Raw genomic sequence first — 12,640 nt, forward strand, 5'->3', positions numbered from 1 at the left:
TAACGGAGCTGATTAACCGTCCTAAGTTATTACGTAAAAGAAATGCGCCTCATAAAAACTTGTAATCTTGATTTTACACCTTACGTTTGACTAATATAAAAAGCAAATAACCACTTGAATTTTCGGGGCCAAGTTGGCATGGCCCCTCTCAATACCCAGAGTAAATGTACTCTACTTCTTACCAAACACAATCTCCAGCTTATTGAGCTCACCCTTTGGCTGATCCCCAGTGATCACCAAATCGGCTTCAACAACAAAATTCCCATTAGAGTTCTGAAGGGCCCCTTCCAGATTCCACTTCGGCCAGCTCGAATTACCAATCAGAACTGTATCCCCCAGACTCTTGCCATTAACTTTAATATTCTCCAATTTAACCACTGAATCGGATTCACGATTCAAAAGCATCAATTGAATAGCATCAAAGTCAGCATCCTTCAAAGTATTATACTCTGCCAGATACTCATATTCGGCATTCAGTTCAACCCAAACCTTCCCATCATCCGAATCATAGCCAAAACGCACCTTATTTCTCTGTTCCCAGTCTCCAATGGGCTTCTCATCATCTGTCGTCGTACCACGATAGAAATCTATCTGAGTACGGTTGGTTGTACCCAACTTTTCTTGAGCATTGGTCAGATAGACTTCCGCCCCGCTAGCTTGGTTATTAAAATTCAAGAATCTGACTGCACCATAGGTGGTTTCTAGATCCCGAGTTGCAGTATTAAGATGAAGAGACTTAGTTTCGTCAACCTCGTCAACCTCTTCCAGACCCTCAATAGAATAATTTAAACGCTTTACGATATTTCCCCCGCGATTGATTACATTAATGACGACCGTATCTCCATTGGCTAAGTTCCCATTATCTTCCCCGCTTGCCAAGACGTAATCAAAAACGGGGTTATTATCAATAATCTTAATAACCTGACCCTCTTCATTATTTCCTTGCAGCTCAACCTTGAACCGACTCCACTTAGCATTCATTTGAGAACTTTGATAATGTTTATTCCCATGATTCTTCATCTTAGCTAAGTCATCTAACCCTTTGGCCTGTACTACTCCAGGCAACGCTAACAAGGAAACTAATGCTATGGGTACTATTCTGGAAATAACTTTTTTCACTGATTATACCTCCCTTAAAATCTTACGAGGCGCCGATTCAAAATCAGGTTATGGCCTCTTATTAAGTATTTCGATCCTCGCCGACTGTTTTAAGGGGGTATCTTGACTTTATTTCCATTAAAATCCAACACATTACGACTTTAATACCTGTAATTTCTTGAAATAACCTAACCTATTATGAATACCGACTAAATACCACTAATATCTTCAGAGGATATCTCAAAATTTGATTGATCACTTATACTAACATCGACTCTTTCCGCTCTATAAAAATCACTAACTATGCCATTTGAAGAATAGTACCAACTTAAATAGCCCACATTCCATTGGGTACAACTGCCATAGTGGGTGGAGGGTTATCTATCCTTACCTCCTGATTTTTCTCCTTTGGAACTCTCTTTAGAGGCTTTTTGAGTTTTCTCTGCACTTTGCTTCTGAACAGAGTTATTTGAACCGGTGTCTTTTAACCCACTCATTTGCTCTGCCTTGAGCTTTGAGTCTTGCACTTTTTGATCTTCAGTCTGTTTTTGTTCCGGAGCTTTAGTGTCGCTCTTCGCTTTATCCTCGGGCCCACCTTTAAGCTCTTCTTTAGGTAGACTTTTCTTTTCAACTTCATCCTTTAACTGCAGTTCTTGTGCCTGCTGCTTGCTCATCTCTGCTGCTGCCTTAGCCTCAGTTTTAGGCTCTGCTTTTACTTTAATTGCTTTACTGTCTGCATTTTGCAGGATAAATTTTGAACTGTTGTTGCTTTTTGCAGCACTTGTATCCGTTTCGGTCATGACAGTCATGGTATTGAGCTCTGAACCTGAAGCAACTTCAACAGAGTCTTGCTCTTCTTCCACTATCCTATCTTCCTGAAGGTCGAGAGTTTCCTCCAGTCCTTCCAGCGCTGCAGCGTCTTCTTCCGTTAACTCATTTTCCTCTAACCCCTTAATCGCTTTCCTTAATTCTGTAGCGACCTTTAGTTGATCCTTTTTCTCCATCTTGGCAATACTTTTTTCCATAGACCGAACAACATTTAGGGCCACCTTTTGAGCCGCCTGGGGTGGCAGCTTATCTATAAGACCACCAAGGGTTTGAATATTATTGGCATGAGTTTTACTCAGGGCAGTCTCAAGTTTTTCTATTGTCTCAGACTCTGTTTCAGTGAGTGAGGCTAGAAAAGCTTGGGCTTCAGCAACCTTTTCGGAGTAGGCAATAAGGGCAACTTCAGCTTCTTCGGCATTTCCTTCTTCAATCAGCGCCCCTGCTTCGGCAATCCGCTCCAGAGCCTGATCTGCTAAAAGCTCAGTCTTCTTAGCAGGATCAAAAGTCAGGGCAACTTGGAGTTTCTCAACTAATGTGGTTAGCCAATAAAATGGAGAATCCGGAAGAGTTCCCGGTGTTACCTCTTCTCCGTTTTCATCCAGCACCGGAGGGAGATCCTCCTCATTTTCTAAGCTGTCAGGAACCTCACCGGTGTCAGTATCTGTTGAAGTATCAGGCACGGTATCTCCCTCTGTCTCTTCAGTCACTTCAGAATCAGTGGCAGTATCCTCATTAGAACCGGGTTCAATTACTTCTTCAGAAGTCTCCACAGAGTTAGGTTCGAGAATTTCTTCAGAAGTGCTTTGCTCAACTACTGTTTCTGCTAAAGCTAATGGGCCACTAAGGGGCATAACGCAAAGAGCTAAGGTTAAAGCCAATGCAATTTTCTTACTAAGTATTCTCATCCTATTCACTCCCTAAAACAATAAATGATTTTTGATAATTCTATCTTTTTGCATTATACTATTTTCCTAGATACTCCAACAAGCATATTTCTTTATATCGGGACTTATGGACTAGAAGAAAAGTACTTTTAACCCACTATATTAAGATATAAGTTCTTTAATTTTAGTAATTAAGATATAAACTTAAATTAAAACAGAATTTTGAAAAAGCCATATTTGCAGACAACACATAAGTAGTGAACGTTTATAATTAAATAACTACTTATTGTAAATAAACATCATAACTTTGAATATCGATCCAGTAGTATGATGATTTCGAAGACTTTATTTTCACAAAACACCTCAAACTTATGATAGATAATTGATCTGTGTATAACAAGTAAGAATACAGGATTCACACCAAAAACCTATTTCCCATTCACTCCAGAAGTGCTACTATAGAGTCAACACAAAGATTGCTTTTAAAACGCATTGAGGTCAAAGACGCCCTCAGGGAAACCTGAGGGTATTTATGTTTTTAAGGCTATGTTTATATGGTTAAGGATAGGCAAAGGCGCCATGGGTTGAAGTACTGCAACCTTGGCGCCTTTTTGTTTACCATAAAAATTTAGGGATTTGAAAGGAGCAAGAACAATGAAAACAAGATTTAGGAAAAATGGAATCTTTCTCGGGATATTTACAGCATTGCTGCTGGCAATCCCCGGTATCGCCTTAGGAGCTGAACCCAGCGTTGAAAGCAACGCCGTGGCCATTGATACCATCTGGACTTTAATTGCCGGATTTCTCGTCTTCTTTATGCAAGCAGGATTTGCTATGGTTGAAGCAGGCTTTACTCGGGCTAAAAACGCCGGAAATATCATTATGAAGAACCTCATGGACTTTTCCATCGGCTCATTAATTTACTGGCTCTTCGGATTTGCCATTATGTTTGGCGTTGACCAAGCAGGGCTTTTCGGCACAACGGGTTTTGGTATGTCGGACAGCTTTGAACACTTGGGATTATCCATTCCTCTTCCCGCCTTCCTTCTCTTCCAAACTGTTTTTGCTGCAACTGCAGCTACCATCGTTTCCGGAGCCATGGCTGAACGCACTAAATTTATGTCCTATATAGTTTATAGTTTTGTCATCAGTGCCGTGATATACCCTGTGGTCGGCCACTGGATCTGGGGCGGCGGCTGGTTAATGGAACGGGGAATGATCGACTTCGCAGGTTCCACAGTGGTGCACTCCGTCGGCGGATGGGCAGCCTTAATTGGTGCACTTCTCATCGGACCACGGGTAGGCAAATACAGTAAAGACGGTAAATCCCACGCTATTCCCGGACACAACATTACCTTGGGAGCTCTTGGTGTATTTATCCTCTGGTTTGGCTGGTTTGGCTTTAACCCCGGAAGCACTCTCTCCGGAACCAACCCGGACATTGGAAAAATCGCCTTAAACACCAACCTGGCTGCAGCAGCAGGAGCTACAATGACTATGTTCTTCACTTGGATCAAATATAAAAAGCCGGATGTCTCCTTAACTTTAAATGGCGCACTTGCGGGCCTGGTAGCTATTACAGCAGGATGTCTGGCTGTAGACCCGATTGGGGCAGCAATCATTGGAGCTTTCGCCGGAATTCTGATCGTTCTCTCCGTTGAGTTTATTGATCAGTTCCTGAAGATTGATGATCCCGTCGGAGCAATCTCCGTACATGGTGTTTGTGGCAGTTTCGGCACAGTATTGGTAGGTCTCTTTGCCGTAGATGGAGGACTCATATACGGAGGAGGGACGGCTTTACTAATCACCCAAATCATCGGTGTAGCCTCAGTTTTCGCTTGGACCGCCGTTACTTCTCTCATTCTCTTCGGCATCATCAAAGCTACCCTGGGCTTACGGGTTTCTGAAGAAGAAGAAATCCGAGGCCTGGATATCGGGGAACATGGCATGGAGGCTTACTCAGGTTTTGAAATGAAAGCACCCTCTGTAAATATCTAATAAAAGGTATTGTCTCTATGAAAAAAATTGAATGTATTGTTCGTCCCCAGAAACTTGAAGCCATCCAGACTTCCCTCCGTCGATTCGGTATTAGAGGGATGACCCTCACCAACGCACTAGGATGTGGTCTACAAAAAGGACGAACCGAGGTTTACCGTAGCTATACTCTATCGAATAACTTTTTTCTGAGAACAAAGATCGAAATCGTGGTTACTGATGATCTGGTCAATCAGATCGTCGAAGTAATCAGCCAAGAGTCCTACACCGGGGAAATCGGTGATGGTAAAGTTTTTATTTCCAATGTTGAGAACACCTTAAGAATCCTGTCCGGAGATTCCGGAAAATACGCAATTTGATAAGGCTCAAAAGAGAGGGCGTCTGCGGACGCCCCTTTAATTATTTCTCTAAGACATCAGGTATGCGCACTAGGGCATCCTGTTCTGCAAACTGAGTAGAATTGAGACACTACCTTCTGTAAAGAGAGCATCTTTACGATGAACCTCGATCTCTTTACTCATAGATCTGCACACAGACAACTCGCTTTTTCCTCCCTTACGACAATGAATTAATCAAATGCTAAGATTAAAGGGAGGATTTAGTCATTATTTAGAGAAATACTTAAGAAAAGGAGGACGATCATTTAATGATAAGAACACAACGAAAGTTTTGCTTTCTGAATCCTACAAAGAAAAACTTCATACTATCCCTTTTCCTTATGAGCCTATTTCTGTTCACCTGCCCGCTAATAGCCAGCGCATCCGCGTACACTGTACGAATCGCCGGCTATGATAAATATCAGACTGCCGCTGCCATCAGTCAACAAGGTTGGCCCAATGGGGCTGATGCTGCCATTCTGGCCTACGGAGAGGACTACCCGGATGCCTTAAGTGCCGGACCATTAGCACACAAGTACAACGCGCCCATACTATTAACCGATTCTTATACCCTAAACAGTGACACTGCGGCCGAGTTAAAACGTCTGAAAGTAAAGAAAGTCTATATAATCGGAGGCCAAGCAGTTATCTCCAACGAAGTCCAAAAACAGCTTACTGCCATGAAAATTCCTACTGAACGTCTTGCCGGTCAGGATCGTTACGAAACTTCTCTGCTCGTTGCTCAGGCAGTTGGCTTAAGCAAAGGAGCCTTTGTAACAACCGGTATGAATTATCCCGATGCTTTGTCTATCGGCCCCATTGCCGCAGCCAATGAAATGCCCATCCTTCTGGTACCGCCAACTGAACTTACCCCCACTCAAAAGGACTTTTTAGCGAAAACCAAAATTTCTTCCGCTGTAATTGTCGCCGGCTATTATGACCTTAGTGACAATGTACTTAACCAGTTTCCTGAATACGAATTAATTTCCGGTTATGACGCCTATGATCGAAATATTAAGCTGATCAAACGATTTTCCGGCGATCTGAATTTAGATACAGTCTATGTTTCAACAGGCGGAAGCTTTTCTGATGGCCTAGCCGCCTCAGCCTTAGCTCAAAAAGAAAAGAACCCTATTATTCTGCTGCAGGGGAACACAATTCCCTACACCACCCTTCCCTTTATCCAGTCCAAGCTAATCTCCAAATTTTTCATCTTAGGCGGCACAGGTGTTATCAGCAGTTCTACAGAGTCTACCCTGGCTGAACTTCCTGCTGAAATTGAGTCAGTAGCTGACGTTACCGACAGTATTATCGAGCAGCAAAAATACGAACCCCCGAAGACCGTTACGGCGACTAAGTCGGACGGATCCACGGAAGAAGTCCCTGTGACCTGGACCCTTTCCTCTGTTCAAACCTTAAAGTCAGGCACTTACCGATTCGAAGGCCGGGTAAAAAACTACAGTGACAGCGTCTTTTTAAAATTAACAATTTATCCAAAGGCCTCCAAGGCCGAAAACATTACTGCGGAAATAATCTTGGGCGAATCCTATGATTTCCCGGAAACTGTCGAAGTAGCCATGAGCGACGGCAGCTCAGAAACCTATCCGGTGACTTGGAACACTAAGATTGTTCCCTTGAACAAAGCAGGCAGCTACTCCTTTCAAGGAACCATTGAGGGCCTAACTCAGAAAATAACCCTTACTCTTAAGGTCTCTGAAGATGCCAAAATTACTTTTACCGACTCGGAATTGCATTCAGCCGTAAGACGTAAGTTACACAAGAGCAGCTCTGAATCAATCTATAAAAGTGATGTTTTGGATATCACATCCTTAAACTTCCGCAATGATGACATTACGGATCTAACCGGGTTAGAGTATTTTGTTAACTTAAAAACCCTGGATGTGGGCAATAATCAACTGACTAAAATTGCTGCTCTTGGGAAGCTGAAAAACCTTAGAACTTTGAAGCTTAATGATAACGGCCTTAAGGATGTCAGCGCTCTAAAAACCTTAACCTCCCTGACCTATCTGGATATATCTGATAACTATATTACAAACTTCACACCCCTGAAAGGTCTGACCCAATTGACTACTCTTTACTTAGATGATAATGAACCCTTCGATGATGTAGATGGATATACCCCTGATTACAGCCCAATCCGAGCTTATTATGATAATCTGGACAAGAAGGATTTTAGTCTCTAGAGTATATAGAGACTGAATCAACTGGCTAATAAGGCTAAGGCAACCCAACCTGCGCCACAGAGCAAGTTTTGCAAGGGGTGCAAACTTGCTCTAAATTAGAGTACTAAGAGAGAAGCTGCATTAACATGTAGGACTTCTCTCTTAGTTTTTTAATTAATCATTAATTACTTTTTTATCTCCAGAGACTATCACAGCCCCATTATGTACATTCTATGAGTGCAACATAATGGGGCTATTTGCGTTAAATTTACATAATTTTCTAGAGGTCTACATATGCTGAAACAGCTAGGCAAAACCCTAAAGCCGAAAGGAGTGCATAGGTCTGTCTGCTTCAGAATATCCCGCCTCTAAATCCTTGCAAGGCTCTCAATCAAATCTAAAGCCTCTTGAAAGTCGAATCATTACATCAACCCTAATTTTGCTGATTTTAAATATCATTGATGTTGAACTAACTCTATGGGGTATTAAGCTTCACTTAATCACCGAAGGTAACCCCCTTATGCAGCTGCTTATTGAGATGAACCCCAACTACCTTCGAAGCTTTAAACTGTTATTGCCCATTATCTTAGGGGCTGCTTGTTGGTGGACAAAGGAGAAGTCCCGCCGGTTGATCATCTATGGAATGGGCCTAAGCATAACAGTCTATTCCTTCATAATGCTGCTTCATGCTCATTGGATCTACAAATTAATCATTCAATAGTAACCGAACTCTTAACTTGCTTCTCCACATTATTCTGGGTTACGTAATTGATTTCCAGCTCAAACCTTTGCCCCTTTACAAACTTAAAGGTGTCCCGACCACTTTCATTTTCCAGTTCAGAAAGGTATAAGTCAAAATCCGCTACCCCCTCAACGGTAAACCCATTGTCAGCTTGAGGTAAAATTACCTTACCACTGTTATCTAAAACTGCCAATAAATATCCATTGATCGGAAGATTCTTATTGTAAATCCAGCCCCATTTCAAAGACTTACCAAATTCCCCATACCGGATCCAAATAGATTTTACCCCAGCCTGTGTCCCAAAGGGAACGGTTATATGAAAGTGTCCGTCAGGTTTCGTATCAACTTTCACCTCATTAGGGCTTAAGACATCCTGATCTACTCCTATCCACTTAAATGAGACTGCCGTCAATTGTTGCGGATTACTGATCGGAGTTTGAGAGTCTGATGCTTCAGACTCTGCTGGTGGAGTTTCAGAATTAGCAGTTGTTGGATTTTCAGATTTTGAACCACTACATCCGACCAGGGAAAAGGTCATCAGTATTAGGACCAGTATCTTTAAGATTTTCATAACTCACCTCAACTCATAGCCATTAATCCATAAGGCATCGGGATAAACCGATGCCTTTAGTCATCCCTATCTTAAATTGATCACAAGCTCCACCAGCTTTTCGATTTCCGGCTTAGTAATTTGAGCATCTGCACCAACACTCAAACCCTTATGGGCCAACCCATCACTAGCGATTGAGGAGAATAAAACAACCGGGATACTTTTCAATTTAGGATTAGTTTTTATCTGCTTGGTTAGAGTCAGCCCATCCATCACAGGCATTTCAATATCCGTAATTACACAATATATTTCATCGACAGAACTCTGCTCCAGAAAATCAAGGGCGTCCTTGCCATTGCTGAATTTCTCTACAGTTGCCCCGGCTTTGAGCAAGGATTCATTGACCACTTTTAACAAGAAGGTGGAATCCTCAGCCACCACGAGTTTTTTTCCTTCTAGGCCTTTGATGGCCCTTGATTCTTTGAGGGCCAAGGAAGGATCGATATCGGAAAGAATCTTTTCAAAATCCAACATTAAAATAATCTCATCATTTGCTTTGACAATTCCGGTTATCGGAGTTGCATTCTGACTAAGTAGAATTGAGGAGGGGGTCTCTATATCCTTCCAGGAAAGTCGTCTGATTCCACTGACAGAACTTACTTCTACGGCAAAATCACTGTTATTAATATTTATCAGGATTAAGAGTCTCTCCTGGGGTTGCTTGGGACAGTCTTGCTTAAGAGTTTTAATTAAGTCCAAGACAGGGATAACTCGCCCCCTGTAGTTAATGACACCGCTAATATTTCCATTAGAATTTGGCACCTCAGTCAGCGGTTGGTATGTAAGAATACATTCAACCTTAGCCACATTCACCCCTAACGTACTGCTTCCAACTTTAAAAATCACGATCTCTAACTCATTAATACCGCTTTCTAAAAGAATATCCTGCTTCAAATAAATTCCCCCTTAATATCCGCAACGTCCGACAATCTTCGATATATTATGTAACCATTCTACCATATTCAGAATGGAATGAAAGATGTTTTCTGAACATTAATCCTAAAACTCAAAAATCCTAAAGGGCATCTCTAGAATTATTGTTATCGTATATCATTAGCAAACCTTATATTGATTCTCTCAAGCAAATTGTCAAGTTCAATTAGATATTTTTGCTGTATATTGGCGCAAATCTCAATTGCAGTCTGTTCATTGTAGATATGGGCCGTTGAATTCCTGTCATTTAGCATTGCCAGCCACAACTCATCGTCTTTAATCAATTCTGCAGTAAAAGTTTCTCGCAATACGCTTTTCGGAGAATTCAAGCCCCTTAATCCTTCATTTTCAAAAATTGCTTTCAGCGTCTTCCAGGCCAACTCAAAGGTAAACTCAAAGCGTTGGATGACTCCATCTCTTAATAGATCATTGGAATTGTCGTATTTTCCTATTCCCTCTTTCAACCTATTAAGTGCGTTAGTAAAGTTATGGAGTTTTGTCGCCGGCTCGCTCATATAGAGTTACACCTTCTTTCAAAATATTATCTATTATTTTAGGTTCAACGCCTCGATTAATAATTAGGGTATCTATTTTTAACAGCGTGTTAAGCTCGTCAAGGTCACTGATCATATGCCCTCTGCTATTAAGCCCCGGCAACGGAAAAATAGCCAAATCTATATCGCTTGTAGGCCTATGATCCCCTCTGGCTCTCGAACCAAAAAGAACAATTCTTTCAATAGGATATAATTGGCCGATTTCCCTAATACGCAGGACTATCCTTTCATCTAAATTATTAACCACTTGTGGGCCTCCTCTTTAAAGGTGTGATGTCCTAAGCTTTCGACCAGCAATTTTCAGTTACCTCCGAATCAGCTAATTGTTAACCTATTTTATCATGTACTATAAAGTCTATCTAGATAAAGCCTTTTTAAACAATTACAGCATATACCCTTAGCAGAGCGCATCTCAATATCAAGTGAATCTTAGCATCAGATGGAGTTTGCCTAAGAGGAATACTTACTCCATCTGATGCTTAGAATCACTTATCCAGGGGCGTAGCAGCCGTTATCTCATCCTTACCGCTAAAGTTGATCTGTGAATGAATCAGGGGACGGTCCCATTGACACGTAATGTGTCAATAGGACCGTCCCCCTAACACGCTAACACGCTCTAACACGCTCTATCAGGCTAGCGCTCGCTTCTTGAGTCTTCCAGGTGTTTTCTCATTAGACTCCTGGCTTGATCCTCGTCATGCCTGGCAATGGCTTCATAAATAGAGATATGCTCTTGAATCGTATTGACTCCCCCAATATCGTGACTAAAACGCAGGGGGCCGGCCTTTTTAATAAGTTCTAAGATATGAACGACAAAGGTCTGCAATAAACGATTCATCATGGAGTTCTGAGAAGCTTGAGTAACGAGATAGTGAAAGCGCATATCTGCTTTAACGTAGGCATCCAGATCTCTCCAGGAAGACTGCATTTCATGCAAAATACTGGCGATCCTCCCTAGGTCAGCTTCAGAGGCTCGGGCAGCCGCTAAGCCCGCACATTCCACCTCCAGGGTAATTCGGGTTTCCCAAAGTTCATCAATTTGGGTCTGCTCAGCGGAGAGGGCTAAGGCCAAAGGACTAATAACCTCACTTAACTGAGGATTACGGATGAAGGTGCCTTCCCCCGGCTTAATCTCAACCCAGCCTAAGAACTCCATGGTTCTTAAGGCTTCCCGCAAGGTCGTCCGGCTAACCCCCAGCTCAACAGCCATTTCCCTCTCGCCCATCAGCCGATCCCCGGGCTGCAGCCTGCCATCGATAATTAAGTTATTGATTTGCTTTAAAACCTCTTGATAGGTGCGCTGAGGTTTGATAATCTTCTCAAACTGCATTAGAACCTCCCCTAGTGACCCGTTAAACCTTAAACCTTAAACCTTAAACCGTTAAACCTTAATACCCGCAGGACAGTTATTATTGCACAACGAGCAATCTCCACAATCCTCAGTTTTAGTTTCAGTACTGCCGCTTAGGCTTGAACTAGGATCCAAGGGTTTGGCGCCCTTCATAAACGCCGCCAGAACCTTTGCCCTTTTCCCTGTATAATAATAACCCTTCTCTAATCCGTCAACGAGATATTGGGGACAATCTACGAGGCATCCTCCGCAGTGCAAGCATTTAAGGGCATCCAACTGCTTACTTTTCGACGCTTCAAGTCGTCCATTATCCAGTAGAATTACATAGACTTCTTTAGGCCCGTGCATCCCTTGAACCATTCGAAACTCAATATCCGCCGTTCTGCTGGGACCGCTGATAAAGGAAATATATTTTAAAATATCTTTTCCCATCCCATAGACACTGATTCCCCGACAAACTGCCAAAGCATCTTCCAGGGAAGGGACAATCTTATCCATTCCCGCTACCACAATATGATTATAGGGTAGATTCGAGGTGAAGCGCACATTTCCTTCACTTTCTAAGAGGGCTATGGTGCCGTTTTGTTCCACAATAGCTTCGGCACCGGTAATTCCAAACTGGAGATGGGCAGCCTTCTCCTTAATCTCCTCTTTAGTCCGAGCTACCCATTCTTTGTCGGTGATGGGCGTATTGATACTGGCAATCCAAGGGTGAGGGTCGGTCTGGGTTCCGGCAGCTCTCTCCCCCAGATCAGTCTCCAAGACCTCAACACTCTTCGACTTTAAATAATCTCTTAAACCAATTTCACTGAAAACAGGGTTTTTACTCATGGCCACATTCTGATTCCCGGCCAGGATCTTTAGAATGTGCTCCTGAGCTTCTGCCGCGTTCTTAGCAATCATCACATGGCAACCCTTACCTTTGAGTGAAGAGATTGCCAAATTCACATGTTCCTTAAGGTTATTCGCTACCCCACTTTTGATGTCCTGCACCTGGCCTGCCAATTTGGGATATTCCCGGAGCAGGATGTCTCGACGGGAACGAATCTTCGTTAAGATTGTTTGGGCTTTAGTACTCATTTTGC

The 12,640-nt window shown here is 42.5% G+C and carries 12 protein-coding genes; 4 read left to right on the forward strand and 8 right to left on the reverse strand.

From position 1 onward, the window contains the following. Positions 1-171: 171 nt before the first annotated feature. Both DESMER_RS19595 and DESMER_RS22675 read right to left on the reverse strand, forming a co-directional pair. Entirely contained in the window at positions 172-1,119 is a 948-nt protein-coding gene (locus tag DESMER_RS19595; protein ID WP_014904809.1) for a hypothetical protein, read from the reverse strand. A 356-nt stretch (positions 1,120-1,475) separates the two neighbouring features. Further along, the gene (locus DESMER_RS22675) at positions 1,476-2,831 is read right to left on the reverse strand and encodes a DUF5667 domain-containing protein (RefSeq protein WP_014904810.1); all 1,356 of its coding nucleotides are present in this window, start codon (positions 2,829-2,831) and stop codon (positions 1,476-1,478) included. Between the two features lie 633 nt (positions 2,832-3,464). Between DESMER_RS22675 and DESMER_RS19605 the strand changes: the two genes are divergently transcribed. From DESMER_RS19605 to DESMER_RS24975, 4 genes are all read left to right on the forward strand, one after another. Further along, complete coding sequence (locus DESMER_RS19605) at positions 3,465-4,808, forward strand: ammonium transporter (protein WP_014904811.1); 1,344 nt, start codon at positions 3,465-3,467, stop codon at positions 4,806-4,808. A 17-nt stretch (positions 4,809-4,825) separates the two neighbouring features. Next, on the forward strand, positions 4,826-5,164 hold the full coding sequence (locus DESMER_RS19610) for a P-II family nitrogen regulator (RefSeq protein WP_014904812.1): 339 nt from the start codon (positions 4,826-4,828) through the stop codon (positions 5,162-5,164). Positions 5,165-5,451: 287 nt separating this feature from the next. After that, on the forward strand, positions 5,452-7,386 hold the full coding sequence (locus DESMER_RS19615) for a cell wall-binding repeat-containing protein (protein WP_014904813.1): 1,935 nt from the start codon (positions 5,452-5,454) through the stop codon (positions 7,384-7,386). 418 nt (positions 7,387-7,804) lie between these two features. Then, on the forward strand, positions 7,805-8,086 hold the full coding sequence (locus DESMER_RS24975; protein ID WP_427854265.1) for a DUF5658 family protein: 282 nt from the start codon (positions 7,805-7,807) through the stop codon (positions 8,084-8,086). Here DESMER_RS24975 and DESMER_RS19625 read toward each other — a convergent pair. The 6 genes from DESMER_RS19625 to DESMER_RS19650 form a co-directional block, all read right to left on the reverse strand. Next, positions 8,076-8,678, reverse strand: coding sequence for a hypothetical protein (locus DESMER_RS19625; protein ID WP_014904814.1), 603 nt, complete (start codon positions 8,676-8,678; stop codon positions 8,076-8,078). The two genes, DESMER_RS24975 and DESMER_RS19625, sit on opposite strands and share 11 nt — an antisense overlap. Before the next feature lie 66 nt (positions 8,679-8,744). Then, positions 8,745-9,611, reverse strand: coding sequence for a chemotaxis protein CheV (locus tag DESMER_RS19630; RefSeq protein WP_014904815.1), 867 nt, complete (start codon positions 9,609-9,611; stop codon positions 8,745-8,747). Between the two features lie 146 nt (positions 9,612-9,757). After that, positions 9,758-10,165: a nucleotidyltransferase substrate binding protein gene (locus DESMER_RS19635; RefSeq protein ID WP_014904816.1), complete on the reverse strand. Its 408-nt coding sequence runs from the start codon at positions 10,163-10,165 to the stop codon at positions 9,758-9,760. Then, positions 10,137-10,451: a nucleotidyltransferase family protein gene (locus DESMER_RS19640; RefSeq protein WP_014904817.1), complete on the reverse strand. Its 315-nt coding sequence runs from the start codon at positions 10,449-10,451 to the stop codon at positions 10,137-10,139. The genes DESMER_RS19635 and DESMER_RS19640 overlap by 29 nt, the downstream gene beginning before the upstream one ends. A 387-nt stretch (positions 10,452-10,838) precedes the next feature. Continuing rightward, complete coding sequence (locus DESMER_RS19645; protein WP_014904818.1) at positions 10,839-11,534, reverse strand: FadR/GntR family transcriptional regulator; 696 nt, start codon at positions 11,532-11,534, stop codon at positions 10,839-10,841. Positions 11,535-11,585: 51 nt separating this feature from the next. After that, the gene (locus DESMER_RS19650) at positions 11,586-12,635 is read right to left on the reverse strand and encodes an LUD domain-containing protein (protein WP_014904819.1); all 1,050 of its coding nucleotides are present in this window, start codon (positions 12,633-12,635) and stop codon (positions 11,586-11,588) included. Positions 12,636-12,640: the final 5 nt, after the last annotated feature.

Origin of the sequence: Desulfosporosinus meridiei DSM 13257 (assembly GCF_000231385.2) — a bacterium.
GTDB classification, from domain to species: Bacteria; Bacillota; Desulfitobacteriia; order Desulfitobacteriales; family Desulfitobacteriaceae; genus Desulfosporosinus; species Desulfosporosinus meridiei.

Coding starts and splice junctions, on each gene's coding strand:
- DESMER_RS22675 (WP_014904810.1), bottom strand. CDS start 2,831: ATGAGAATACTTAGTAAGAAAATTGCATTGGCTTTAACCTTAGCTCTT.
- DESMER_RS19605 (WP_014904811.1), top strand. CDS start 3,465: ATGAAAACAAGATTTAGGAAAAATGGAATCTTTCTCGGGATATTTACA.
- DESMER_RS19610 (WP_014904812.1), top strand. CDS start 4,826: ATGAAAAAAATTGAATGTATTGTTCGTCCCCAGAAACTTGAAGCCATC.
- DESMER_RS19615 (WP_014904813.1), top strand. CDS start 5,452: ATGATAAGAACACAACGAAAGTTTTGCTTTCTGAATCCTACAAAGAAA.
- DESMER_RS19625 (WP_014904814.1), bottom strand. CDS start 8,678: ATGAAAATCTTAAAGATACTGGTCCTAATACTGATGACCTTTTCCCTG.
- DESMER_RS19635 (WP_014904816.1), bottom strand. CDS start 10,165: ATGAGCGAGCCGGCGACAAAACTCCATAACTTTACTAACGCACTTAAT.
- DESMER_RS19645 (WP_014904818.1), bottom strand. CDS start 11,534: ATGCAGTTTGAGAAGATTATCAAACCTCAGCGCACCTATCAAGAGGTT.
- DESMER_RS19650 (WP_014904819.1), bottom strand. CDS start 12,635: ATGAGTACTAAAGCCCAAACAATCTTAACGAAGATTCGTTCCCGTCGA.